This window comes from Ottowia sp. VDI28 (assembly GCF_049532675.1).
Classification (GTDB): domain Bacteria; phylum Pseudomonadota; class Gammaproteobacteria; order Burkholderiales; family Burkholderiaceae_C; genus Ottowia.
On the sequence record NZ_CP149820.1, the window covers coordinates 6,473,421 to 6,498,601 of the forward strand.

The window sequence follows — 25,181 nt, forward strand, 5'->3', positions numbered from 1 at the left end:
CTGCCATTGTGCAGCAGCAATGCAAACGCCAGCGCCAGCTGCGCTGGCAGGGGCGTAGAAAAAAGGCTTCAGGTTACGCTGACGAGGTCAGGCATCAGCCGCAGCACCTCGGCGCTGCAACACCTTGCCGATCAGCAGCACCAGAACGGCACCGACAATGGCCGCGGCGTAGTGCACCCAGGCGGCACTGCCCAGAACACCCTTGAGGGCGGTATCGGAGGCGATGGTTTCGCCAGCCACCCAGCCGATAAGTGCGGCGCCCAGCACGACGATGATTGGGAAACGCTCCATGAGCTTGATCATGAGCGTGCTGCCGAAGATCACGAGCGGAATGCTGATAGCCAAGCCAAGGATCAGCAGAAGCATGTTGCCCTGTGCGGCGGCGGCGACGGCAATCACGTTGTCCAGGCTCATCACCAGGTCGGCGATCAGGATGGTGCGGATGGCGGTCATCAAGTTACCTTGCTGCTTGTTCTCGCCGTCGTCTTCGTCTTCTTCACCCAGCAGCTGCACGCCGATCCAGAGCAGCAACAAGCCGCCGATGATCTGCAGGTACGGGAGCGCAAGGAGCTTGGCAGCCACCACGGTCAGAACGATCCGCAGCACCACGGCGGCACCGGAACCGAAGAACACGGCTTTTTTCTGCTGGGCGGGGGGCAGTGAGCGCGCGGCAAGGGCAATCACCACTGCGTTGTCGCCGGAGAGGATGATGTTGATCCAAACAATCTTGACCAGACCAATCCAGAAGTCTGGGTGCTGCAACATATCCATCGGCTTTGTCCCTAATCAATCTCTTGTGCTGAACGCAAACGGCAAAACACGCACCCTCCGTGCGCGTTGGCTCTGCAGTGAGTCTAGCGGATGAGCACGGAATGCGCCTTCGTGGAATTGCGTATGCCGGGGTGTTTTGAGAAATTAGGGGAAAGGGGGAAGGGACTTTAAGTGCACAACAGGCGCCCATTCAGATCAAACCGCCGTGAAAGCCCCCATCCCAACCTTCCCCCAGAGGGGGAAGGCGCCAAATCAGAAGGCTGTGGAGCAGGCCATGCGGGGTTGCCGCGGAGCTGGCTTTGCCAGGCCGCTGGCAGCGTTCCCCGGGGGGATGGCGCGTAAGCGCCTCAGGGGGTTACTTCAACAATGCCTTGAGAAGCTTGCCCATTTCGGAAGGGTTGCGGGTCACTTTGAAACCGCACTCTTCCATGACGGCCAGCTTGGCATCGGCCGTGTCGGCGCCGCCGCTGATCAGCGCGCCAGCGTGGCCCATGCGCTTGCCCGGAGGGGCCGTCACACCGGCGATGAAGCCCACGATGGGCTTCTTCATGTTGTCCTTGCACCAGCGAGCGGCTTCGGCTTCATCGGGGCCGCCGATCTCGCCGATCATGATCACGGCATCGGTCTCGGGATCGTCGTTGAAGGCCTTCATGACGTCGATGTGCTTCAGGCCGTTGATGGGGTCGCCACCGATGCCCACTGCGGAAGACTGGCCAATGCCCAGTTCCGAGAGCTGCGCCACGGCTTCGTAGGTCAGCGTGCCGGAGCGGCTGACCACGCCCACGCGGCCCTTCTTGTGGATGTGGCCGGGCATGATGCCGATCTTGATCTCGTCGGGCGTGATGATGCCGGGGCAGTTGGGGCCGAGCAGCAGGGTTTTCTTGCCGCCCTTGGCCTCTTTTTCCTTCATCTTGTTGCGCACCATGAGCATGTCGCGGATCGGAATGCCCTCGGTGATGCAGACCACGAATTCGAGATCGGCTTCCACGGCTTCCCAGATCGCCTCGGCGGCGCCTGCGGGCGGCACATAGATCACGCTGCAGGTGGCGCCGGTCTGCTGAGCGGCTTCCTTCACGCTGGCGTAGATGGGAATGTTGAAGATGCTCTCACCGGCCTTCTTGGGGTTCACACCAGCGACGAAGCAGTTCTTGCCGTTGGCGTATTCCTGGCACTTCTCAGTGTGGAACTGACCGGTCTTGCCGGTGATGCCCTGAGTGATGACCTTGGTGTTCTTGTTGACGTAAATGCTCATGGTGAATCCTTGGGTTCAGCGTTAGGTGTTCGGCGCCCGGCTTACTGGACGGCGGCCACCACTTTCTGGGCTGCCTCGGCCATGGTGTCGGCACTGATGATGGGCAGGCCGCTCTCGGCCAGCATCTTCTTGCCGAGCTCCTCGTTGGTTCCCTTCATGCGCACTACCAGAGGCACTTGCAGGTTCACGGCCTTGCAGGCGGTGATCACGCCGGTGGCGATGGTGTCGCACTTCATGATGCCGCCGAAGATGTTGACCAGGATGGCCTTGACCTTGGGGTTCTTCAGCATGATCTTGAACGCTTCGGTCACTTTCTCGGGCGTGGCGCCACCGCCGACGTCGAGGAAGTTGGCTGGCTCGGCGCCGAACAGCTTGATGGTGTCCATGGTGGCCATGGCCAGGCCAGCGCCGTTCACCAGGCAGCCGATGTTGCCGTCGAGGCTGATGTAGGCCAGATCGAACTTGCTGGCTTCGATTTCCGCCGGATCTTCTTCGTCGAGATCGCGCAGGGCGACGACGTCGGGATGGCGGAACAGCGCGTTGCTGTCGAAGTTGAACTTGGCGTCGAGGGCGATGACGTTGCCCTTGCTGTCACGGTTGAGCGGGTTGATCTCGACCAGCGAGGCATCCGTGTCCATGTAGCACTTGTAGAGCTTCTGGCAGATATCGATGAACTGGGCCTGGGAATCGGCCGGCATGCCGACGCCCTTGGCGAGTTCTTCGCCCTGCGCCTGCGTGACGCCGGCGAGCGGGTCAATGAACACCTTGACGATTTTCTCGGGGGTGGCGTGCGCCACTTCCTCGATGTCCATGCCGCCTTCGCTGGAAGCGATGAAGGCCACTTTCTGGGTGGCGCGGTCGGTCACGACAGAGAGGTAGTATTCTTTCTGGATGTCGGCACCGTCTTCAATGTAAAGACGGCGGACTTTCTGGCCTTCGGGGCCAGTTTGGTGCGTTTTCAGCTGCATGCCGAGGATTTCGCCGGCCAGCTTTTTCACATCGTCGATGGTCTTGGCGACCTTCACGCCACCGCCCTTGCCGCGGCCGCCTGCGTGGATCTGCGCTTTGACGACCCAGACCGGACCGCCTAGCTTCTGAGCCGCTTCAACGGCCTCCTGCACGGTGAAAGCCGGGATGCCGCGTGGAACGGGCACGCCGAAGTTGCGCAGGATTTCCTTGCCCTGGTACTCATGGATTTTCATGATGCCTCTCTAAATGAAATCGTCAGGCCGCCGCCACAATCAAGCTAGGCACCAACCTCAACACGGTAAACGTCGCCGCGTGCGAATGTATCATGGTGCGATGCACCAATTCGACGCGGTAATTATCGCCGCAGTCGCGGATGGTGTGTTGAAGTGATCTCAAGCACCATCGGAAAGGACCTGTATGGCAAAGATTTTTATCGACGGCGAAGCCGGCACCACCGGTCTGCAAATCCGTGAGCGGCTGCAAGGCATGAAGGGGATCGAACTGCTCTCCATCGCCCCCGAACTCCGCAAGGATCCCGAGGCCAAGAAGGCCCTGATGGGCGAAGCCGATCTGGTGGTGCTGTGCCTGCACGACGACGCGGCGCGCGAATCCGTGGCCATGATCGACACGCTGGCGGGCCGCAAGCCGAAGATCATCGACGCCTCCACTGCGCACCGCGTGGCCGAGAGCTGGACTTTCGGTTTTCCCGAGCTGTCGAAGGACCAACGGGCTGCGGTACAGCAGGCCGATCGCGTGGCCAACCCGGGCTGCTATGCCACAGGCGCCATTGCCATGCTGCGCCCGCTGGTGGATGCCGGTGTGCTGCCGCCTGACTATCCGGTGGCCTTGCCTTCGGTCAGCGGCTATACCGGCGGCGGCCGGCAGATGATCGAGGCCTATGAAGCAGGCAGCGCGCCGCCCTATGAGCTCTATGCGCTGGGCCTGAAGCACAAGCATATCCCTGAGATCATGAAATACGGGCGCGTGACGCGCCGGCCGATTTTTATTCCCAGCGTGGGTAATTTCGATCAGGGCATGCTGGTGGAATTGCCGCTGCACCTCGATCTGCTGCCGAGCCGGCCCACTCTGGGCAAGCTGCATGAAATCTATGCGCAGCACTATGCGGGCGCCGAATGGGTTTCCGTGGCCGATGCGCCTGAATCGGGCAAGCTGGATGCCGTGGCCTTGAAAGACACGAACCAGCTTGAGATCCGCGTGTTTGGATCTGCGGAAGCGGAGCAGGCGGTAGTGGTGGCGCGGCTGGACAACCTGGGCAAAGGGGCCAGCGGGGCGGCGGTGCAGAACTTGAAGCTGATGCTGGGGGTTTGAGGCGTACGCTCCCTCTCCCCTTGCGGGAGAGGGTTGGAGAGAGGGGCTGCAGCGCTCGAAACTCAAGGCGATGCGCTACGCATGGGCCGCGCACCTCGCATCAAGCCTACTGCAGACACCGGAGGATCCGCGCTTCCTATCCCTGGATTCCGGCCTTCGCCGGAATGACGATACCGGGGGGCGGTTCTGGGGTTCAAGTCGGCAGGTTTGCCTGCGTCAGGCTCTCCCGCAAGGGGAGAAGGGAGAAATACCCGGTTATGGTTCGTCGTCGAAATCGCCGCGCACGACACGCCGAACGACTTCGGCGCTGAAGCCGCGCGCGGCTAGAAAGCGCATCTGGCGGGCTCGCTCGGCGGGCTCGATGGGGCTGCCGGCAGTGGCGCCAAACTTCTTTCGCCAGACTTCACGCGCCCTGTCCAGCTCGGTGGCGCGCAGGCTTTCCGCAGCCTCGGCCAAGGCTTCTGCGCCGATACCTTTGCTGCGTAACTCCTGCATGACACGGCCGGCACCCAGGCGGCCAGCACGGCGGTGTAGAACGGATTCCACTACCCGCTCTTCATTGATGAACCCCTTGGCTGCCAGTTCGTCCAGCACACGAGCCATTTCGCCAGGCTCGCTTTCATGGCTGCTTAGCTTGCGCTCCAACTCGGCGCGCGAGTGTTCGCGCGCGGCCAGGTAGCGCAGCGCGCGGCCTTTGAGGGAGGGTTGGAGGGCGGGCATTTGGAGGAGTTTCGGCGCCCTCCCCCGTCATTCCCGCGCAGGCGGGAATCCAGCGACAGCGCCAGCAGGATGCACTGGATTCCCGCCTGCGCGGGAATGACGGAGAAGAGACCTCAGGAGAGAAGGTTCACGCAGAGGTGTCCTCGTCGTCAGCCACCGCTTCGTTCAGCAGAGCGATGCCCAGGGATTCGCGCACCTTGTTCTCGATCTCGCGGGCAAGGTCAGGGTTCTCGCGCAGGAATTCGCGGGAATTGTCGCGGCCTTGGCCGATTTTTTCGCCGTTGTAGGCGTACCAGGCGCCGCTTTTTTCAACCACACGGGCGGTCACGCCCATGTCGATGATTTCGCCTTCGCGCGAGATGCCTTCGCCGAACAGGATGTCGAACTCGGCCGTCTTGAAAGGAGGGCTGACCTTGTTCTTCACCACCTTCACCTTGGTTTCGTTGCCGATGGCCACGTCGCCCTTCTTGATGGTGCCGGTACGGCGGATGTCCAGGCGCACGCTGGCGTAGAACTTCAGCGCATTGCCGCCGGTGGTGGTTTCGGGGCTGCCGAACATGACACCGATCTTCATGCGGATCTGGTTGATGAAGATGACCGTACAGTTGGTCTTCTTGATGGTGGCGGTGAGCTTGCGCAGCGCCTGGCTCATCAGGCGCGCCTGCAGGCCGGGCAGGCTGTCGCCCATGTCGCCCTCGATTTCGGCCTTGGGCACCAAAGCGGCCACAGAGTCGATCACCACCAGGTCGATCGCGCCGGAACGGACCAGCGAATCAACGATTTCCAGCGCTTGTTCGCCGGTGTCGGGCTGGCTGATGAGCATGTCGTGCAGGTTCACGCCCAGCTTTTCGGCGTAGCCGGTGTCCAGCGCGTGTTCGGCATCGATGAAGGCGCAGGTGCCGCCGAGCTTTTGCATTTCGGCGATGACCTGGAGCGTCAGCGTGGTCTTGCCGGAGCTTTCCGGGCCGTAGATCTCGACCACGCGGCCGCGCGGCAGGCCACCCACGCCAAGGGCGATGTCCAGCCCCAACGAGCCGGTGGAAACGACCTGGATGTCCTGCATCTGCTCGCCTTCGCCCAGGCGCATGATGGTGCCCTTGCCGAACTGCTTGTCGATCTGAGCCAGCGCGGCCTGCAATGCCTTGGCCTTCTCGGCTTTGTCAGCAACTGCCATATCCATGGTTTTCTCCTTTTAAATCAATTGGTTGGTGCATTCAGCTTTCATAAAACTGGATGCTTGAACAGGACTGTATATCAATACATTGATTGGAGTAAACCAATTTTTAAGTCAGTTTGCCTTACCATTTGCGGATGCACCACGACATTCATCAAGATGACCGCTGGCGGCAGACACACCTGGGCCGTCTGCTGGGCCATGCCATGCGCCGTTTCGACGAGCGCGTGTTGCAGCTGATGGCCGACGACGAAGGGGTGCCGCTGGTGCTGGCCCATCTGGCCGCGCGCGACAAGGTGGGGGCGGCGCACATCCACATCACCCGGCATCTGGCGCTCGAAGGCTCGCGGTTGACCGAACTGGCGCAGGCGGCAGGCATGAGCAAGCAGGCCATGGGCGATCTGGTGGATCAGTGCGAAGCGTGGGGCCTGGTCACGCGTGAGGCCGATGCGCGTGACGCTCGGGCGCGGCTGATCCGGTTCACCCCCACGGGGCTCGCCTGGCTGATGGCTTTCAAGGAAGCTGTGGCACGCGCCGAAGAGGAATTTCGCGCCGCGGTGGGAGAAGAGGTGGCGACGGTCGTGGCGTTGGGGTTGGAGGCTTATGCGCAGGCATGAGGACGTTTATGATTCCCGTGTGACCTTTCCCCTTCTCCTTCCGGGAAAGGGTTGGGATAGGGCAAACAGCGTCACCCATGAGCGCCGCCGCCCCTCACCCCTGCCCTCTCCCGCAAGCGGGAGAGGGGGTAAGCAAGCACGCGATAGGCAGGATGTGAACACGCCAAGACGGCCGGCCCCAAGAGGAGACAACAACCATGCGTATTCTCATCGCCGAAGATGATCAGGTGCTGGCCGATGGCCTGCTGCGCAGCCTGCGCGGCGCGGGCGCGGCGGTCGATCATGTGGTCAATGGCACCGAAGCCGATGCCGCGCTCATGACCAACACCGAGTTTGATCTGCTGATCCTCGATCTGGGTCTGCCCAAGATGCATGGGCTCGAAGTGCTCAAGAAGCTGCGCGCGCGCGGGCAGACCTTGCCGGTGCTGATTCTGACCGCGGCCGACAGCGTGGAAGAGCGTGTGAAAGGCCTGGATTACGGCGCCGACGACTACATGGCCAAACCGTTCGCCTTGAGCGAGCTGGAAGCGCGCGTGCGGGCGCTCACCCGCCGTGGCATGGGCGCGGCCACGTCCACCATCAAGCATGGTCCGCTCGAATACGACCAGACCGGCCGCGTGGCCAGTATCGACGGCAAGCTGGTGGATCTGTCAGCGCGCGAGCTGGGTTTGCTGGAAGTGCTGCTGCAGCGTTCGGGCCGGCTGGTCAGCAAGGACCAACTGGTTGAACGCCTGTGCGAATGGGGCGAGGAAGTGAGCAACAACGCCATCGAGGTGTATATCCATCGCTTGCGCAAGAAGATCGAGAAAGGGCCAATCCGCATCGCCACGGTGCGAGGGCTGGGGTATTGCCTGGAGAAGATTTCTGGGTAAGCGGGGGGATGACGGTCATTTGCTGAGGCGCTCTGTCTCATGAAAATTTTTCAACGCGCCCAGCGCTCGCTCTTCGGCGAGATCCTGGACTGGATGCTCACGCCGCTGCTGCTGTTGTGGCCTGTGAGCCTGGCGTTGACCTGGCTGGTGGCGCAGAACCTGGCCAACAAGCCGTTCGACCGCGCCCTGGTCTATAACGCGCAGGCGCTGGCGCAGTTCATCCAGGTAGGACCGGGCCAGCGCGTACGCTTCAACCTGCCGCAGCCAGCCAGCGAACTGCTGCGCGCCGACGATTCAGACAACGTGTACTACCAGGTGCTGGGCGGGCGCGGGGAGTTTCTCTCCGGCGAGCGGGATCTGCCGAAGCCGCCCGCGCCGCAGCCGGATGAGCCGGACCTCGATTCCCCCGATGAAGCTCATCTGATGGATACCGAGTTTCGCGGTTTGCCCGTGCGCGTGGCGTATCTGTGGGTGCGCATCAACGGATCCCCGCAGCCAGCGCTCGTGCAGGTGGCCGAAACACGGGAAAAGCGCAGCGTGCTGGCCACCGAGATCATCAAGGGCGTGATGCTGCCGCAGTTCGCGATCCTGCCGCTGGCGGTGCTGCTGGTGTGGCTGGCGCTGGTGCGCGGCATCAAGCCGCTGGCGGAGTTGGAAGAACGCATCCGCGCCCGCAAGCCGGATGATCTGAGCCCGCTGGAGGACCACGCCGTGCCACAGGAAGTTGCCCCGCTAGTGGCCTCGGTGAACGATCTGCTGACGCGGTTGAAAGACTCGGTGGAGACGCAAAAGCGCTTCCTGGCCGACGCCGCGCATCAACTCAAGACGCCTCTGGCGGGCTTGCGCATGCAGGCCGATCTGGCGCAGCGCGAAGATGCGAGCGCGGAAGACCTGAAGCAATCCTTGCAGCAGATCGAGCGTGCCAGCGTGCGCGCCACGCACACGGTGAATCAGCTGCTGGCGCTGGCGCGCGCCGAAGGCGGCGGCGCCACGCTCGGCCAGCAGCCCTGCGATCTGGCGCGGCTGACCATCGAGATCGTGCAGGATGCCGTGCCGCATGCCATGGAGCGCCAGATCGATCTAGGCTATGACGGCCTGGAAACCGGTAGGCCGGAACTCACGGTGCCGGGCAATCCGACGCTGCTCAAGGAGATGATCCGCAACATGGTGGACAACGCCATCAAGTATGCCCCCTCGAGCGCCGGCCAGCCCGGCGTGATCACCGCGCGCGTGTTCAGCGACCCGCTCAGCCGCGCCCCCGTGATCCAGGTGGAAGACAACGGCCCCGGCATCCCTGCCGAGGAACGCGCGCGCGTGTTTGAACCGTTCTACCGCGCACTGGGCACCAACGTGGACGGTACCGGGCTAGGGCTGCCGATCGTGCGGGAGATCGCACGCCAGCACGGCGCGGAGGTCAGCGTGGATGACGCGCGGCCGGGACACACACGGCCGGGGGCGTGTTTTACGGTGCGGTTCGGGGTGGCGTGAAAAAGATTTGCGCCTTCTGGGACCGCCGAGCTCCAGCTCGGCATCAGTGTCACCTGGATACGCTATATGCCGAGCTGGAGCTCGGCGGTCCCAGGGGAGACTCAGGCGGGCTTGTACAGGCTCAGTTGCAGCTTCTCGCGCTCCATGGCCCGCGCCACGGCCGGCACTTGCGCCACGCGCTGCACGAAGGCCCACAGTTCGGGATAGTCCTCGGGATTGATACCGGCGATGGTGCCCCAGCGCAGCAGCGTCAGTGCATAGGTGTCGAGCGGGCCGCAGTGTACGCCGCCCAGCCAGTCGCGTCCTTCGGCCTTGGCCTTTTGGACCATGCCCTGCAACTCGCTCATCAGCTGGCGATACACGCCGGTGTTGAAGCTCTTCATGGCTTCCTGGGCAGCCGCGTCGTCGCTGAACTTGAACGGCATGAAGATGTGGGTGAACGTGGGGTGCACCGTGTTGTTCATCCAGGCCAGCGTTTCATAGAAACGGCCGCGCGCCAGGGGTTCTTTCGGGATGAAGCCGGCTTCGGGGAACTTGGCGTCGATGTAGGTGATGATGGCCACGATCTGCGTGATCACCTGATCGCCATCGGCCAGCACCGGCACTTGGCCGCGCGGGTTGATGGCCTTGTACTCGGGGCTGTTCTGTTCGTTGCGATGCAGCTTGACCGTGACGGGCTCGAACGTGGCGCCCGCGATCTCCAGCATGCTGTGCGGCACGAATGAGCAGGCACCGGAGGCGTAATAAAGTTTCATGGTCATGGCAGTCTCTTTTCAGGCAAGTTGCGGATTTGCCGGCAATGATAAGACGTCGCGTGCTTGGGCGGGCTTCAGAGGATGTCGCAAAAGCCCCGAACATCACTCTCGTCATTCCCGCGCAGGCTGGAATCCAGACGGCGGTGAAGAGGTGGCACTGGATTCCCTACTGGGGCATCCCACGTTGTCAAGCGAATATGGTTGTTATTTCTGATGGTTCTGATGGTTTAGTTGTTTATTACGGAGCTGACTGCAAGGACACTGAACTGAACGAAGAAAGACGGCCTACCTACTGACGGTCTTGTTGACGAGCTACGAAGAGCTTGGTGTCGGACCCAGATACGAGCCGCTCAGCGGAGGCTCCCATTCGCCTTTCGTGGCCTGAACAGGCCACCTGGAATCCATCGAGCTTATCCGCTGCCGGTCTAACCTGTTCAATTGATCTGCGAAGTGCCGTCCTGTTGAAACATCATTTTTTTGATAAACGAAACATGTGTCGATCTACTTCTACGTCGGTTTGACGCTCACATGATTGGCCACAAATGGCTGGCCTCGCGTGAACATCGCCCATAGAATGCGGGCGTTCTTGGCTGCCAGCGCGACAGCCGCCTTTTGCCAGCCCATGCGCTCACGCAACTGCTGCGCCCACAGCCACACTCGCTCCTGGCGTGGCTTGCTGCAGTGAATGGCCGATTTGGCGCCCTGCACCAGCAGCATCCGCAAATACGTATCTCCCTGCTTGGTAATGCCGCCAAGGCGGCTCTTGCCACCGCTGGAGTGCTGCGAGGGTGTCAACCCCAGCCAGGCAGCAAACTGCGCAGCCGTTTTGAACTGACTGAAGTCGGCCACGCTGGCCACGAGCGCCGAAGCGCCTATAGGCCCAATACCCAGTAGCTGCTGAGCCTGCTGAGCTCGACTGTCTTGCTTGATGTGTTGTGCAATGCGCTGCTCGCACCAGCCAATGTCCTGATCAAGCTGGCGCCACTGCATTTGCAGTCGCTCAATGCTTAATCTCACCAGCGCGGGCATCTCGTTGCTGGCATCCTCGTTGAGCTGGGTCAGCTGCTCCTTGAGCTTGCCCACCCCTTCAGGACACACCAGACCAAACTCGGCCAGCAGTGCACGAATACGGTTGATGCACGCAGTTCTGTCTTTCTCCCAGCCTTGACGCAGGGTGTGTACACCCAGGATCGCTTGCTGCTCGGTCGTCTTGATCGGCACAAAGTGCATTTGCGGGCGGCTGGCAGCCTCGCACACCGCCGCAGCATCATTGGCGTCATTCTTGCCTTTCTTGCCCTGCAAACGGTATGGCGCCACTAGATGAGGCGCGATCAGGCGCACCTGCAAACCAAGCTGGCTGAGCCGGCGTGCCCAGTGATGCGCTCCAGTACACGCCTCCATCACCACCAAACAACCGGCAGGCAACTTCGCGCACCAGGGCAGGAAACCTCGCCGCGCTAGCGCTCGGCGCACCAACACACCTGCCTGAGCATCCACCGCATGCACTTGAATCAAGTTCTTGGCCAGATCCACTCCAACTCGTGTAATCTCACTCATGGGACTTCTCCTTACTCTTTAGATTGACGTTCGCACCTCAATCTTGGCGCTTCGACGCCGTTCCTGGTAAGTGGGAAGTCCCCTCGTATTCGCCTGCGCGGGAATGACGGAGAGGAGCGTTTGTGACGACCTCCTCAGGCGGAGCTAAGTTCGCCGGCCGGTGGGTTCCCGCAGGATGCGGACGAGATTGAACAGGCGCGGGGCGATCTGTTTTTCCATGGTATCCGGCTGCAGGTGGAATTGGGCCACGACGCAGTTCAGCATGATGCGCTCATCCTCGATCACGCCGACAGGCACCGTGATCGCGACCAAGCCCGCCCCGGGAGAAGGAACGATGCAGTAGCCGTGCGCGTCGAACTGCGCGCGGGAAGCCGCCAGCCGCTGCTGCAAAACCGGCCAGCCCTGGGGATCGCGGGCGCGCTGCAGCGCCTCGATCTCGGCACGCTCGGCATCGCTTGCCGAGCAGTAGTACGCATGGCCCAGCGAGGTGTCATGGAAATGCCGGCCCGCGCCGACATCCGGGCGGCCCGACGGGGCATTTCGGTCGATGCAGGTTTCGATCAGCACCAGTTGATCGCCGCCCCTGATAGCCAGGGAAACGGCACCGCGGGCGAAATCCGCCAGCTCCTGCATATGGGGCCGGGCCAGTTGACGCACTCCCAATTGGCATAGCAACGGATACCCAAAGGACAGCACGGGCGCCGCCAGCCTGTAGCGCGCCGCCGCTTCGTTGTAGCGCAGATAACCCAGTTGGGCGAGCGTGCGCGTCAGGCGCACCACGGTCTGCCGCCCGATACCGGTGCGCATGGCGATGTCGCGGTTGCTCAAGGTCGGCGAGCTGGCATCGAAAGCCCGAAGCACCTCCAGCCCCTTGGCCAGCGTATAGGCGAACTGGGGATCTTTTTCGGCTTTGGCTGCGGCGTCCGCAGGGGTCGAGTCAGTGAGATGGGATGGCATAGACCCTGATTCTCGGGGTGAATTGACTTACTTCAGCGAAGATGGAAAAATTATACGTCAATCTGACGAAATATCAGTCAATCAGATTCAAGACCCACCCTTCAAACCGGTCAATACAGGAGACTCCTTGATGCATTTCGACCCTCTTCAAACCCGCCTGAGCCGCCGCCTCGGCATTGCCCACCCCGTCTTTGGCTTCGCGCACGATGCGGCGGCGGTCGCCGCGATTTGCAACGCAGGCGGTTTCGGCGTGCTGGGCGCCACACGGCATACCCCCGAGGAAATCGAGCAGGAATTGGCCTGGATCCGGTCGCAGGTCGGTAGCCGGCCCTTTGGCGTGAACCTGGTGCTTCCTACCGGCATGCCCGAGAACAACGACCGTTCGGCCATTGAGGCTCAACTGCCAGAGGCGCATCGGGCGTTCGTGCGCAGCATCCAGGAGAAATATGGCGTACAGCCCGCCAGCAAGGCAGGCATGCGCTCGCGGTTCGTGCGCTCCGAGGAGTCGGCGCAGGCGCAGCTGGAAGCGGTCATGCGCTCGGACGTGAACCTGCTGGCCTGCGGCATCGGCTCACCGCTGGAGGTGATCGAGCGCGCCAAGGCCGCCGGCAAGCTGGTGCTGGCGCTGGTGGGCTCTCCCAAGCACGCGCAGGGCGCCCTCACCAAGCCGATCGACATCCTGGTGGCGCAGGGCTATGACGCGGGCGCGCATACGGGCACCATCGGCACCTTCTCCCTGGTGCCTCAGATCGTGGACATCGCAGGTGACGTGCCGGTGTTGGCCGCCGGCGGCGTGGCCACGGGGCGCCATCTGCTGGCCGCGCTGGCCATGGGCGCGCAGGGAGTCTGGATGGGCACGGCCTGGCTGACCACCGAAGAGCACCATATGCACCCCGTGATCCGTGACAAGCTGCTCGCCGCCCGCAGCGATGACACCGTGATCTCGCGCGCCGACAGCGGCAAGACGCTGCGCCAGATCCGTACCGCCTGGTCGGACGAATGGTCTGCCCCAGGCGCGCCGGCGCCGCTGAAGATGCCGCTGCAGGACATTCTGGTGGGCGATCTGCTGGGCGCCATCGATGAGCACGAGGTCAAGCCGCTCATGCACCACCCCGCCGGCCAGAGCATCGCCTACTTCAACGAAGTGCGCAGTGTGGCCGACGTGATGAACAGCATCGTCGACGAAGCGCGCGCCAGTCTGGGACGGATCGCCGACGAGAACGGTGCGCCGGCGGGCGTCAAGGCAACGGCCTGAGATTCCTGGCTTCACACAGCCCCTACACATCACATCAAGGAGACATTCAATGACATTCCCGATGCGCTTGCGATCCCTGCTCTTTCCGATCGCCCTCGCCGCCAGCCTTGCAGGCCCCGCATTAGCTCAGAGCAATGCCGGCAATTTCCCGACCAAGGCGATCCGCCTGATCGTTCCCTATGCGCCGGGCGGCGGCACTGATCTGGTGATGCGCGCGGTGGCCCCGGGCATGGCCGACATACTGGGCCAGCCCGTGGTGGTGGAAAACAAGCCAGGGGGCGGCACCATCAATGCCACGGAAATCGGCGCGCGGGCGGCGCCCGATGGCTACACCCTACTGGCCGTGGGTGCGCCGATTTATCTCAACACGGCCTTGGGCATCAAGACACCCTACGACCCGCTGAAGGACCTGACACCGCTCTCGCTGCTGGTGAACAACCCCGGTCTTCTGCTGGTCAGCTCGAAGGTGCAGGCCAAGGACGTCAAGGAGCTTGTGGCCGTGAGCAAAGCCAGTGCCAAGGGTTTGAACTACGCCAGTGCCGGCACGGGCAGCATCGGCCACCTGGGAGGCGAGTTGCTGAAGGCCAAACTGGGCTTGAACATGCTGCACATCCCCTACAAGGGCAGCGCGCCGGCGCTGGCGGATCTAATGGGCGGGCAGGTGGACGTGGCCATCGACGCCATGATTCCCTCCGGCGCACAGGTGAAATCCGGCAAGGTGCGCGCGGTGGCGATCCTGACGAAACAGCGCTCGCCTTTGCTGCCCGATGTGCCCACCATGGCCGAGGCCGGCTATCCAGGCCTGGAGTTCGGCGCCACCTTTGGATTGATGCTGCCCGCGAACACGCCGCCGGCCATCGTGAGCAAGCTGCACGGTGCCATGATGAAGGCGATCTCACAGCCGGCCACGCACAAGCAGCTGGTGGACATGGGCTATGAGATCGTGGCCAATACGCCGGAGCAGTTCGGCACCTACCTGCGCCAGCAGATCACCACCTGGACGAAGATCGTCAAGGACAACAACATCACGGTGGAATGAGCGAGCGCATGCCTGACTTCACTTCCGCAACCCACTCTGGGCCTTCTTCGGCTGGCCCCCTGCAAGGGGTGCGTATCCTGGATATGGCCACCGTACTGGCCGCCCCATTCGCCGCCACGCTGTGCGGCGACCTGGGCGCCGAAGTGACCAAGCTCGAGCTGCCCGACGGCAGCGACACGCTGCGCCACATGCTGCCCGTGATGGGGGAGCACTCGCTGTATTGGAAGGTAGCCAACCGCGGCAAGCGCGGCATCTCGCTGGACGTGCGCAAACCCGAGGGGCGTGCGCTGTTCCTGAAGATGCTGCCGCGCTATGACGTGCTGGTGGAAAACTTCCGCACCGGTACCCTGGACCGCTGGGGCCTGGATCTGGCCACGCTGCATGCACACAACCCGGATCTGATCGTGCTGCGCGTGACCGGCTTCGGCCAGACAGGGCCCTACGCCAGCCGGCCCGGCTTCGCCCGCATCTTCGAGGCCATGAGCGGTTTCGCGCACCTCTCAGGAGAGTCGGGGCGTTCACCTCAGCACATGAACCATCCGCTGGGCGACGTCATCGCAGGGGTCTTCGGCGCGTTCTCGATCGCTGCGGCCATCGCGGGGCAGGCGCGCCAGCCGGAAGGATCCCCACGGGGCTGCGAGATCGATCTGGCGGCAACCGAGGCGCTGTTCCGCACGCTGGACCCCTTGGCAGTGGAACACCAGTTGATGGGTACGGTGCGCGAACGCACCGGCGCGCGAGCCACCTATTCGGCGCTGTCCAACATCTTCGCCACGCAAGACAGCCAATGGCTGACCATCGTCGGCACGGGCGGCACGGCTTTCCGGCGCATCTTCGACGCCATGGGGCGGGCGGATCTGCTGGATGACCCGCGCTTTGCCACGAATGTCACGCGCCTGAAGCACGCGGACGAGATCGATGGCCTGGTGGCTGCCTGGTGCCGAGGCCACACGCTGGCTGAACTCCAGGCGCGGCTGACGCAATTCCAGGTGCCGCACAGCAAGATCTACAGCATTGCCGACACCGTGGCAGACCCGCAGGTCCGGGCGCGCGAAGCGATCATCCAGCTGCCCGACCCAGAGCTGGGCGAGATTCCCGCGCCTTGCGTGGTGCCTCGTTTTTCCAATCATCAGGCCCCTACACCGCGCAGCGGGCCCGCCGTGGGAGAGCACAACGAGGAGGTTTACGGCGAGTTGGGACTGGACGCGGCCGCGATCGCGGCGCTGCGCGAACGGGGGTGGTGTAGGTTCTTGTCACGCCCCGCCCTTTCCCGCGGCCTTACGAGGAAGGAGGCGCCACAGGCCGCACACTGACTTCGGAGCTGATGATCTCGCGCAGCCCCTGGCTCGTCTGCACACGCAAGGCGCCATTGGGAGCGACGCCAAGGGCCTGGCCTTCGGTGCCGTCTGTCAGGCGCACGGCCAGCCCGGCGAATGCATCGCGCGCATTGAAGCGCTCGGCCAGCGGCGCGAAGCCATGGCGCTCGAACGAGCGCACCGCTTTCACCAGGGGGGCGGCGACGCGGGCCAGCGCGGTAGGCGCGTCCAGGGCGGAGTCCAGGGCGGTCAGCCAGGCTGGCGGCGTGGAGAAATCACTCCCCTGCGGCTCCATGATGTTGATCCCGATGCCGATGACCACGAAGCGGCCCGGCGTGTGCGCCACGCCGGCCGTCTCGACCAGGATGCCCGCCAGCTTGCGGCCCTGCCACCAGAGATCGTTCGGCCATTTGAGCCGGATGTCGGGGTGCAGGGCATCGGCCACGGCCAGCCCCACGGCCAGCGACAGGCCGGACCAGTCGGCAGGTGCGAGCGGCAGGCCAAGCGAAAACGCCAGCGCACCGCCTGGCTTGCCCGCGCTGCCTTGCCAGTTGCGCCCCAGGCGGCCCCGGCCGGCGGTCTGGGCTTCGGCCACCAGCAGGGTGGGCGCATCCCGGCCCGCGCGGGCGCGGCGGATCAGCTCGCTGTTGGTGGAATCGATCTCGGGCACCGCCTCGGCAACGAAACCGGGCAGCAGGGGGGTGACCGCCTGCTGGATGGCCTCAAGCGGCCAGGACATGCCGGACGAGCTCATGCGCGCCGCTTTTTCTTCTTGGCCTTCTTGCTCTTCTTTTCCTTCTCGAGCGGCGCCAGCAAGGTACCCCGGCACTTCGTATTGCCGCACCAGCAGGGATACTCGGCCAGCAACTCGGGCGTCATCGGCTCGTCGATCACCAGGCCGTAGTCGTAGTTCAGCTCTTCGCCAACCTTGATCTTGCGCAACGCCTTGATGAAAATGCGGCCGTCTTCCTCATCGGCCTCGCAATTGGGCTCGCAGCTGTGGTTGATCCAGCGCGAGGAATTGCCGCCGTACAGGGCGTCGATCACACGGTCGTCATCGACATGGAAGTAAAACGTGTGGTTGGGCTGCGCGGGATCGTGCGGGTGGCGGCGCTGCGCTTCTTCCCAACCGATGATCTCGCCCACGTATTCGATGATGCGCTCACCGGCCGGGATATCCTGCACGGCAAACACACCCTTGCCATGCACGCCGGACCGTTTGGTCTGGATGCGGCGGCCGCTGTCTTCGGATGGGGAAGGCCTTTTTTTTGAAGCCACGGCGAAATTTGATATGTTGAATTTATGCGCATGCGCGTGCACATGTGTGCGGGCGCCCGCGCGAGAAAAGCGGATTCTATCCACATGAAAACATTGGTCATTGCAGAAAAGCCTTCAGTCGCTCAGGACATCGTGCGCGCGCTCACGCCCGTGGCGGGCAAGTTCGACAAGCACGAAGAGCATTTCGAGAACGAACACTACGTCGTCACCAGCGCCGTCGGCCACCTGGTGGAAATCCAGGCGCCCGAGCAATACGACGTGAAACGAGGCAAATGGAGCTTCGCCCATCTGCCGGTCATCCCGCCGCACTTCGATCTGAAGCCGGTGGACAAAACCAAGACACGGCTGAACGCCGTCGTGAAGCAGGCCCGGCGCAAGGACGTGAGCACGCTCATCAACGCCTGCGACGCGGGACGCGAGGGTGAGCTGATCTTCCGGCTGATCGAGCAATATGCGCTGGAAGGCAAGCACGCCAGGAAGCCCGTCAAGCGCCTGTGGCTGCAAAGCATGACGCCGCAGGCCATCCGCGACGGTTTCGACAACCTCCGTTCAGATACGCAAATGCAGGGCCTGGCCGATGCCGCGCGCAGCCGCAGCGAGGCCGACTGGCTGGTGGGCATCAACGGCACACGGGCCATGACGGCCTTCAACTCGCGCGACGGGGGCTTCTTTCTGACCACCGTGGGCCGTGTACAGACCCCCACCCTGGCTGTGGTGGTCGAGCGCGAAGAGCAGATCCGCAAGCACGTGGCGCGCGACTACTGGGAGATCCATGCCAACTTCCAGGCCATCGCGGGCGAGTACCCCGGCAAGTGGTTCGATCCGGCCTGGAAAAAAGGCGACGATCCCGAGGCCCGCGCCGACCGCGTCTGGACGGAAAGCGAGGCCCTGGCCATCGCCGAGGCCGCGCGGGGCAAATCGTGCACCGTGAAGGAAGAAAGCAAGCCAACCACGCAGGCTTCTCCCCTGCTGTTTGATTTGACCAGCCTGCAGCGCGAAGCCAACGGCAAGTTCGGTTTTTCAGCCAAGACCACGCTGGCGCTGGCGCAATCCCTCTACGAGCGGCACAAGGCCCTGACCTACCCGCGTACCGATTCGCGCTACCTGCCCGAAGACTATCTGCCCGTGGCGCGCAAGACCTTCGAGATGCTGGCCTCCAGCAACCAGCGCCACCTAGCGCCCCACGCCCGGTTCGGGCTCGAGCAAGGCTATGTGAAGCCCAGCCGGCGCATTTTCGACAACGCCAAGGTATCGGACCACTTCGCCATCATCCCCACGCTGGAAGCCCCTGGCGGGCTCTCCGAAGCCGAGCAGAAGCTGTATGACCTGGTGGTGCGCCGCTTCATGGCGGTGTTTTATCCGAGCGCCGAATACCAGGTCACCACCCGCATCACGACAGCTCTTCATCAGGACAAGCCCTACAACTTCCGCTCCGACGGCAAGGTGCTCGTGAAACCGGGCTGGCTGGCGATCTACGGCAAGGAAGCGGCCAGCGAAACAGGCGATGGCAAGGACGATGGCAAGACGCTCGCGCCGGTGGAGCCGGGCGAGAAGGTGCTGGCCGATCAGGTCGACCCCAAGGCGCTGCGCACCCGCCCCCCGGCACGTTACAGCGAAGCCACGCTGCTGGGCGCCATGGAAGGCGCGGGCAAGTGGGTTGAGGACGACGAACTGCGTGAAGCCATGCAGGAGAAGGGCCTCGGCACGCCTGCCACCCGCGCCGCCATCATCGAAGGCCTGCTGACGGAGAAATACATGCTGCGCGAAGGGCGCGAGCTGATTCCCACCGCCAAGGCCTTCCAGCTGATGACTTTGCTGCGCGGCCTGCAGGTGGAAGAACTCAGCAAGCCTGAGCTGACCGGCGAGTGGGAGTACAAGCTCTCGCAGATGGAGCATGGACGCCTCTCGCGCGATGCCTTCATGCGCGAGATCGCCGAGATGACCGAGCGCATCGTCAAGAAGGCCAAGGAATACGACCGCGACACGGTGCCCGGCGACTATGTCACCCTGCAGACTCCATGCCCGCACTGCGGCGGCGTGGTAAAGGAAAACTACCGGCGCTTCGCCTGTACCGGCCCTTCGGGCAACGGCGACGGCGCTTGCGGCTTCTCGTTCACCAAGACGCCGGCCGGCCGCACCTTCGCGATCGAAGAGGCCGAAGCCTTCCTGCGCGATCGCAAGATCGGCCCGCTGGAGGGTTTCCGCAGCAAGGCTGGCTGGCCTTTCGTGGCCGAGCTCGCGCTGGTGCCGGACGAAGAGACGAAGAACTTCAAGCTGGAATTCGATTTTGGCGACGACGCGCGCGCCGAGCAGAGCGGCGAAATCGTCGATCTGTCGGGTGAGCCGAGCCTGGGCGCCTGCCCCAAGTGCGGTTCGGCGGTGAAGCTGTTCGGCAAGAACTACGTCTGCGAGCGCGCCGTGCCCACGGAGAGCCACCCTACCCCCACCTGCGACTTCAAGAGCGGCCAGATCATCCTGCAGCAGCCCGTGGAGCCGGAACAGATGAGGAAACTGCTCGCCGAAGGCCGCACGGATCTGCTCGACAAATTCGTCAGCATGCGCACCCGCCGCAACTTCAAGGCCCGCCTGACCTGGAGCGCGGAGGAAGGCAAGGTCATCTTCGAGTTCGAGCCGCGAGAAGGCAAGGCGTCAAGGTTCCCGGCACGCCCGGCCGCGGCGAAGAAAACCGCGCCTCGCGCAGGCGCCGCGAAAACCGCCAAGGCCGCGGCTCCCGCCAAGAAGGCAGCCGCCAAGAAAGCGGCGGCCCCAAAGGCTGAGAAAGCCGCCAAGGCACCTCGGCCAGGCACCCTCAAGCCCAGCCCCGCGCTCGCGGCCGTGATTGGCGAAGGCCCGTTCGGCCGCGGTGAAGTCGTCAAGCTGCTGTGGGATTACATCAAGGCCCACAATCTGCAGGATCCCAAGGACAAGCGCACCATCCTTGCCGACGCCAAGCTGCGCCCGGTGTTCGGTGGGGACAGCGTGGGTATGTTCAAGCTGGCAGGAATTGCGGGTGAACATTTGAGTTGAGCCTGATCGGGACACACGCTTCCGTCATTCCCGCGCAGGCGGGAATCCAGTGCAGCCTTTGAACGCCCCCTGGATTCCTACTGGGGCATCCCACGTTGTCAAGCGAATATGGTTGTTATTTCTGATGGTTCTGATGGTTTAGTTGTTTATTACGGAGCTGACTGCAAGGACACTGAACTGAACGAAGAAAGACGGCCTACCTACTGACGGTCTTGTTGACGAGCTACGAAGAGCTTGGTGTCGGACCCAGATACGAGCCGCTCAGCGGAGGCTCCCATTCGCCTTTCGTGGCCTGAACAGGCCACCTGGAATCCATCGAGCTTATCCGCTGCCGGTCTAACCTGTTCAATTGATCTGCGAAGTGCCGTCCTGTTGAAACATCATTTTTTTGATAAACGAAACATGTGTCGATCTACTTCTACGTCGGTTTGACGCTCACATGATTGGCCACAAATGGCTGGCCTCGCGTGAACATCGCCCATAGAATGCGGGCGTTCTTGGCTGCCAGCGCGACAGCCGCCTTTTGCCAGCCCATGCGCTCACGCAACTGCTGCGCCCACAGCCACACTCGCTCCTGGCGTGGCTTGCTGCAGTGAATGGCCGATTTGGCGCCCTGCACCAGCAGCATCCGCAAATACGTATCTCCCTGCTTGGTAATGCCGCCAAGGCGGCTCTTGCCACCGCTGGAGTGCTGCGAGGGTGTCAACCCCAGCCAGGCAGCAAACTGCGCAGCCGTTTTGAACTGACTGAAGTCGGCCACGCTGGCCACGAGCGCCGAAGCGCCTATAGGCCCAATACCCAGTAGCTGCTGAGCCTGCTGAGCTCGACTGTCTTGCTTGATGTGTTGTGCAATGCGCTGCTCGCACCAGCCAATGTCCTGATCAAGCTGGCGCCACTGCATTTGCAGTCGCTCAATGCTTAATCTCACCAGCGCGGGCATCTCGTTGCTGGCATCCTCGTTGAGCTGGGTCAGCTGCTCCTTGAGCTTGCCCACCCCTTCAGGACACACCAGACCAAACTCGGCCAGCAGTGCACGAATACGGTTGATGCACGCAGTTCTGTCTTTCTCCCAGCCTTGACGCAGGGTGTGTACACCCAGGATCGCTTGCTGCTCGGTCGTCTTGATCGGCACAAAGTGCATTTGCGGGCGGCTGGCAGCCTCGCACACCGCCGCAGCATCATTGGCGTCATTCTTGCCTTTCTTGCCCTGCAAACGGTATGGCGCCACTAGATGAGGCGCGATCAGGCGCACCTGCAAACCAAGCTGGCTGAGCCGGCGTGCCCAGTGATGCGCTCCAGTACACGCCTCCATCACCACCAAACAACCGGCAGGCAACTTCGCGCACCAGGGCAGGAAACCTCGCCGCGCTAGCGCTCGGCGCACCAACACACCTGCCTGAGCATCCACCGCATGCACTTGAATCAAGTTCTTGGCCAGATCCACTCCAACTCGTGTAATCTCACTCATGGGACTTCTCCTTACTCTTTAGATTGACGTTCGCACCTCAATCTTGGCGCTTCGACGCCGTTCCTGGTAAGTGGGAAGTCCCCTCGTATTCGCCTGCGCGGGAATGACGAAACCTTCGTGCATACAGTCCTCTTGATTTAACGTATCTTCGAGAAAAACCATGAACATCGCACGCGACACCGCTGTCACCCTGAACTACCGCATCACCGACCTGAAGGGCAAGCCCCTCGATGCCGGCACCACCTCCTATCTGCATGGGGGCTATGAAAACCTGTTTCCCAAGGCCGAAGAAGCGCTGGAAGGCAAAGGCGCCGGGGCGAGCATCACGGTGGATCTGCAACCCGCCGATGCTTTCGGCGACCGCGATGAAGCGCTGGTGCGCATCATCGCCAAATCGGAATTTCCTCCCGGCGTGAAAGTGGGCGGCCAATTGCAAGGTCCGGGCCCGGATGGACAGCCGCGCCTGTTCCACGTGGTCAAGATCAAGGGGCCCGAAGTGCATCTGGATGCCAACCACCCGCTCGCCGGCCAGGCGATCCGCTTTGCCGCCACCGTGAAGGAAGTGCGTGCGGCCACCGCCGAGGAGATCACGCACCGTCACGTGCATGGCGACCACGGGCACCATCACTAAGAACGCACAAGAAGCCAGATGCCTGACCACAACGCCGCCGCGCCAAGCCCAGCCCTGAATTCGCGCGTGGCCTGGGCCATGCTGCTGGCGCTGGCGGGCGCGTTCACGCTCAGCCAGGCGTTTCGCACGGTCGCCTCGATCATGGGGCCGCCGCTGGCGCGTGAGCTGAGCCTCTCTCCGCAGCAGCTCGGCATGTGGGCAGCCGCCTTTCATTTCACGTTTGGCGCCATGCAACTGGTGATGGGCGTCTCGATCGATCTGTTCGGGGTGCGGCGCACCATCATGACGGCGTTCCCCATGGCCATCGCGGGGGCGGCGATTTCAGCCAACGCCCAGAGCTATGGCCCCCTGCTGCTTGGCCAAATCCTGATCGGTACGGGCTGCGCACCGGCCTTTCTCGTGTGCACGGTGTTCATCTCGCGCCATTTCCAGGCCGATCGCTTTACCTCGATCTCGGGCTTGATCATGAGCGTCAGCAGCGTTGGCGTGCTGGCGACGTCCACACCGATGGCCTGGCTGATCGAGATCAGCTCATGGCGCTGGAGTTTTGCCGCGCTAGGCATCCTGGCGGTCACGGCCTGGGGCTTCATCTGGTGGCTGGTGCGCGAGCCTGTCTCGCAGAACACGCTCCGGGCTCAGGAGCGGCCAAACCCTCTGACGGCCCTGCGGGAGATGCTGGCGCTTTTCAAGCTGCCTCACACCCCCGGGCTGATCGCCTTCGCGGCGGTCGCCTATGCCGGCTTCATTACCTTGCGCGGGCTCTGGCTGGGGCCGCTGCTGATCGAGCGCCATGATTTTTCGCTGGTGCAGACCGGCAACGTCGCCCTGGTCATGACGCTCGCCAGCATGCTGAGCCCCGCCGTTTTCGGCCGTATCGACCCAGGCGGCATCAAGCGGGTGCGCTGGATGCTGGTGCTCTCCGTGGTGTCGGCCATCCTGCTGGCCACCATGGGCCTGCTGCCCCTGCCCTGGGTGGATGTAGGGTTCGCGATCGGCTATGGCCTGCTGTCGGGCTACGGCGTTCTGCAGTACGGGTATGTGCACAACGCCTACCCGGCCAACATCCGCGGCAGAGCGCTTTCGCTCTTCACCATGGCCATGTTCCTGGGCATTTCGCTGATGCAGTGGGTCACCGGTATCGCCGCCTCGCTGGCGCAGGCAGCAGGGGTCGAGCCGTTCACCGTTGTGCTGTTGACGATGAGCGGCATGCTGCTGGCAGGGACGCTGGCTTTCTGGAAGCTGCCGCAGCAGGTGAATGCGTCCTGAGCACGCTCTGAGCATTTGCTTACCTCGATACTCATCAAAAGGGCATACTGGAAAGCAAGGAGTGCCGCTATGAAACTGAAACGACTAAGCCTTCTGATCGGCGCCGTGCTGCTCGGCGCATTCGCCATGGGTGGCTGTGTGACCACGGGCAGCAGCGGATCGGCGTCTTCCGGCAGTGGCGTGACGGTGTATGGCACCGTGGACGCGGGCATCACCAGATAAGCCCGCCCTGGGACCGCCGAGCTCCAGCTCGGCAAAAAACGCCTCCTGGACACGCGGTATGCCGAGCTGGAGCTCGGCGGTCCCAGGAACGGCGCACAATATTTTCCATATGCGCCGCCTTACTCGTGCCCCCAATGCCGCCATCGCCCAGATCTGGGCCGATCTGCTCTGCGAAGGCGGCTACCCTGCCACGGTGCAGCGGAAATTTCTCTCCAGCGCAGCCGGCGAGTTACCGCCGGACCAATGCCTGCCGGAAATCTGGCTGCTGCACGATGAGCATGAAGCCGCGGCCCAAGCCCTCCTGTCCGAACTGGCACGGGTTCCCCAGCGCCAATGGCATTGCCTTGCCTGCGGCGAGCACATCGAAGGCGGCTTCGAGCAATGCTGGAATTGCGGCGCACCTATGCCAACCATCACCTAGCGCCCTGAATTACGTATGATATTCGTTGACACATCGGATATTTATCGCGTAACCTCCGCTTCCTCACTGATGCAAATGCCATGCAGGAAGCTTCTGTCATCACCAACCGCACCACGGACGTCGCCCAGGCGCTGCGCCTGGAGATACTGACCGGCCGCCGCCTGCCGGGTGAGCGCGTACAGCTGGAAGGTTTGCGGCAGGAGTACGGCGTCTCGCTCAGTCCAATCCGCGAAGGCCTTTCGCGCCTGGTCGCCGAGGGGCTGCTGATTCCGTCAGGCCAGCGCGGCTACCGAGTGGCGCCCGTGAGCATCGAGGAATTCCTGGACATCAAGACGCAGCGCATCGACCTGGAACAAAAAGCGCTGCGCGAATCGATCCGCCTGGGCGGTGAGGATTGGGAGATTGCGCTGATGACCGCCTTCCAGCGCCTGAAGAATTTCGAGGCCAAGCGCTGGCAGGCCGACGAGCTCCCTGCTTGGGAGGAACGCCATCATGTCTTCCACCACACCCTCATCCATGCTTGCGGCTCGCCCATTCTGATGCGCTTTTGCGAGTTGCTGCACAGCATGAGCGACCGCTACCGCCGCGTGCTGATGAAGACCAGCGAACCCGACCGCGACGTGACTCAGGAACACCAGGCCCTGTTCGATGCCGCGCTGGGGCGCAACGCCCAGTTGGCCGAGGAGGTGCTGCGCGCGCACATCGAACGCACCGGCGCCACCGTGCTACGGATGATGCGCGAACGCCTTGCCAGCTAAGAGCGTGTATTGACGCTCTTAGAACACGTTCTGAGGAAA

24 protein-coding genes are annotated in these 25,181 nt (G+C 63.0%); 13 read left to right on the forward strand and 11 right to left on the reverse strand.

Annotated elements, in window-relative coordinates:
• Window positions 1-87: 87 nt before the first annotated feature.
• The 3 genes from WJU18_RS30750 to sucC form a co-directional block, all read right to left on the reverse strand.
• Window positions 88-771 (reverse strand): TerC family protein, encoded by a 684-nt coding sequence (locus WJU18_RS30750; RefSeq protein ID WP_423458073.1) that lies wholly within the window; start codon window positions 769-771, stop codon window positions 88-90.
• A 355-nt stretch (window positions 772-1,126) separates the two neighbouring features.
• Window positions 1,127-2,023 (reverse strand): succinate--CoA ligase subunit alpha, encoded by an 897-nt coding sequence (sucD, locus tag WJU18_RS30755; protein ID WP_423458074.1) that lies wholly within the window; start codon window positions 2,021-2,023, stop codon window positions 1,127-1,129.
• A gap of 41 nt (window positions 2,024-2,064) precedes the next feature.
• The gene (gene sucC, locus WJU18_RS30760) at window positions 2,065-3,225 is read right to left on the reverse strand and encodes an ADP-forming succinate--CoA ligase subunit beta (RefSeq protein WP_423458075.1); all 1,161 of its coding nucleotides are present in this window, start codon (window positions 3,223-3,225) and stop codon (window positions 2,065-2,067) included.
• A 184-nt stretch (window positions 3,226-3,409) separates the two neighbouring features.
• On the opposite strand from sucC, the gene argC reads away from it, so the two are divergent.
• Complete coding sequence (gene argC, locus WJU18_RS30765; RefSeq protein ID WP_423458076.1) at window positions 3,410-4,321, forward strand: N-acetyl-gamma-glutamyl-phosphate reductase; 912 nt, start codon at window positions 3,410-3,412, stop codon at window positions 4,319-4,321.
• Window positions 4,322-4,576: 255 nt separating this feature from the next.
• On the opposite strand, the gene recX is transcribed toward argC, so the two are convergent.
• Together recX and recA are read right to left on the reverse strand one after the other, a co-directional pair.
• Window positions 4,577-5,041: a recombination regulator RecX gene (gene recX, locus WJU18_RS30770; protein WP_423458077.1), complete on the reverse strand. Its 465-nt coding sequence runs from the start codon at window positions 5,039-5,041 to the stop codon at window positions 4,577-4,579.
• A gap of 127 nt (window positions 5,042-5,168) precedes the next feature.
• Window positions 5,169-6,221, reverse strand: a complete 1,053-nt coding sequence (recA, locus tag WJU18_RS30775) for a recombinase RecA (RefSeq protein ID WP_423458078.1) — start codon at window positions 6,219-6,221, stop codon at window positions 5,169-5,171.
• Between the two features lie 131 nt (window positions 6,222-6,352).
• On the opposite strand from recA, the gene WJU18_RS30780 reads away from it, so the two are divergent.
• The 3 genes from WJU18_RS30780 (at window position 6,353) to WJU18_RS30790 (ending at window position 9,192) form a co-directional block, all read left to right on the forward strand.
• Window positions 6,353-6,832, forward strand: a complete 480-nt coding sequence (locus WJU18_RS30780) for a MarR family winged helix-turn-helix transcriptional regulator (protein ID WP_423458079.1) — start codon at window positions 6,353-6,355, stop codon at window positions 6,830-6,832.
• Window positions 6,833-7,029: 197 nt separating this feature from the next.
• Complete coding sequence (locus WJU18_RS30785) at window positions 7,030-7,704, forward strand: response regulator (RefSeq protein ID WP_423458080.1); 675 nt, start codon at window positions 7,030-7,032, stop codon at window positions 7,702-7,704.
• Window positions 7,705-7,743: 39 nt separating this feature from the next.
• Window positions 7,744-9,192, forward strand: a complete 1,449-nt coding sequence (locus WJU18_RS30790; RefSeq protein WP_423458081.1) for a sensor histidine kinase — start codon at window positions 7,744-7,746, stop codon at window positions 9,190-9,192.
• A 101-nt stretch (window positions 9,193-9,293) separates the two neighbouring features.
• On the opposite strand, the gene WJU18_RS30795 is transcribed toward WJU18_RS30790, so the two are convergent.
• From WJU18_RS30795 to WJU18_RS30805, 3 genes are all read right to left on the reverse strand, one after another.
• Complete coding sequence (locus tag WJU18_RS30795; RefSeq protein ID WP_423458082.1) at window positions 9,294-9,953, reverse strand: glutathione S-transferase family protein; 660 nt, start codon at window positions 9,951-9,953, stop codon at window positions 9,294-9,296.
• Window positions 9,954-10,454: 501 nt separating this feature from the next.
• Complete coding sequence (locus WJU18_RS30800; protein WP_423454084.1) at window positions 10,455-11,504, reverse strand: IS110 family transposase; 1,050 nt, start codon at window positions 11,502-11,504, stop codon at window positions 10,455-10,457.
• Window positions 11,505-11,648: 144 nt separating this feature from the next.
• Window positions 11,649-12,461 carry an IclR family transcriptional regulator gene (locus WJU18_RS30805; RefSeq protein WP_423458083.1) on the reverse strand — a complete coding sequence of 271 codons (813 nt, stop codon included), beginning with the start codon at window positions 12,459-12,461 and terminating at the stop codon, window positions 11,649-11,651.
• A gap of 130 nt (window positions 12,462-12,591) precedes the next feature.
• Here WJU18_RS30805 and WJU18_RS30810 point away from each other — a divergent pair, with 130 nt between their 5' ends.
• From WJU18_RS30810 to WJU18_RS30820, 3 genes are read left to right on the forward strand one after another with little or no spacing between them, the layout of a single operon-like run.
• On the forward strand, window positions 12,592-13,716 hold the full coding sequence (locus WJU18_RS30810; RefSeq protein WP_423458084.1) for an NAD(P)H-dependent flavin oxidoreductase: 1,125 nt from the start codon (window positions 12,592-12,594) through the stop codon (window positions 13,714-13,716).
• A 49-nt stretch (window positions 13,717-13,765) separates the two neighbouring features.
• The gene (locus WJU18_RS30815) at window positions 13,766-14,755 is read left to right on the forward strand and encodes a Bug family tripartite tricarboxylate transporter substrate binding protein (RefSeq protein WP_423458085.1); all 990 of its coding nucleotides are present in this window, start codon (window positions 13,766-13,768) and stop codon (window positions 14,753-14,755) included.
• An 8-nt stretch (window positions 14,756-14,763) separates the two neighbouring features.
• Window positions 14,764-16,068, forward strand: a complete 1,305-nt coding sequence (locus tag WJU18_RS30820) for a CaiB/BaiF CoA transferase family protein (protein WP_423458086.1) — start codon at window positions 14,764-14,766, stop codon at window positions 16,066-16,068.
• Here the strand turns inward: WJU18_RS30820 and WJU18_RS30825 are convergent.
• Together WJU18_RS30825 and WJU18_RS30830 are read right to left on the reverse strand one after the other, a co-directional pair.
• Window positions 16,034-16,810: a biotin--[acetyl-CoA-carboxylase] ligase gene (locus tag WJU18_RS30825; RefSeq protein ID WP_423458087.1), complete on the reverse strand. Its 777-nt coding sequence runs from the start codon at window positions 16,808-16,810 to the stop codon at window positions 16,034-16,036. The genes WJU18_RS30820 and WJU18_RS30825 overlap by 35 nt on opposite strands.
• Window positions 16,811-16,821: 11 nt before the next feature.
• Complete coding sequence (locus WJU18_RS30830; RefSeq protein WP_423461135.1) at window positions 16,822-17,364, reverse strand: SET domain-containing protein; 543 nt, start codon at window positions 17,362-17,364, stop codon at window positions 16,822-16,824.
• 69 nt (window positions 17,365-17,433) lie between these two features.
• Between WJU18_RS30830 and WJU18_RS30835 the strand changes: the two genes are divergently transcribed.
• Window positions 17,434-20,376, forward strand: coding sequence for a DNA topoisomerase III (locus WJU18_RS30835; RefSeq protein WP_423458088.1), 2,943 nt, complete (start codon window positions 17,434-17,436; stop codon window positions 20,374-20,376).
• Window positions 20,377-20,794: 418 nt separating this feature from the next.
• Here the strand turns inward: WJU18_RS30835 and WJU18_RS30840 are convergent, their stop codons facing one another.
• On the reverse strand, window positions 20,795-21,844 hold the full coding sequence (locus WJU18_RS30840; protein WP_423454084.1) for an IS110 family transposase: 1,050 nt from the start codon (window positions 21,842-21,844) through the stop codon (window positions 20,795-20,797).
• Between the two features lie 160 nt (window positions 21,845-22,004).
• Between WJU18_RS30840 and WJU18_RS30845 the strand changes: the two genes are divergently transcribed.
• The 5 genes from WJU18_RS30845 to WJU18_RS30865 all read left to right on the forward strand — a co-directional run bounded on the left by WJU18_RS30845 (window position 22,005) and on the right by WJU18_RS30865 (window position 25,142).
• Window positions 22,005-22,475 carry an FKBP-type peptidyl-prolyl cis-trans isomerase gene (locus WJU18_RS30845; RefSeq protein ID WP_423458089.1) on the forward strand — a complete coding sequence of 157 codons (471 nt, stop codon included), beginning with the start codon at window positions 22,005-22,007 and terminating at the stop codon, window positions 22,473-22,475.
• A gap of 18 nt (window positions 22,476-22,493) precedes the next feature.
• Window positions 22,494-23,741: an MFS transporter gene (locus WJU18_RS30850; protein ID WP_423458090.1), complete on the forward strand. Its 1,248-nt coding sequence runs from the start codon at window positions 22,494-22,496 to the stop codon at window positions 23,739-23,741.
• 69 nt (window positions 23,742-23,810) lie between these two features.
• Window positions 23,811-23,963: a hypothetical protein gene (locus tag WJU18_RS30855; RefSeq protein WP_423458091.1), complete on the forward strand. Its 153-nt coding sequence runs from the start codon at window positions 23,811-23,813 to the stop codon at window positions 23,961-23,963.
• Between the two features lie 109 nt (window positions 23,964-24,072).
• Window positions 24,073-24,384 carry a putative signal transducing protein gene (locus WJU18_RS30860; RefSeq protein ID WP_423458092.1) on the forward strand — a complete coding sequence of 104 codons (312 nt, stop codon included), beginning with the start codon at window positions 24,073-24,075 and terminating at the stop codon, window positions 24,382-24,384.
• Window positions 24,385-24,464: 80 nt separating this feature from the next.
• A complete protein-coding gene (locus tag WJU18_RS30865) occupies window positions 24,465-25,142 on the forward strand; it encodes a GntR family transcriptional regulator (protein ID WP_423458093.1) in 678 nt (225 codons plus the stop codon).
• Window positions 25,143-25,181 lie beyond the last annotated feature (39 nt).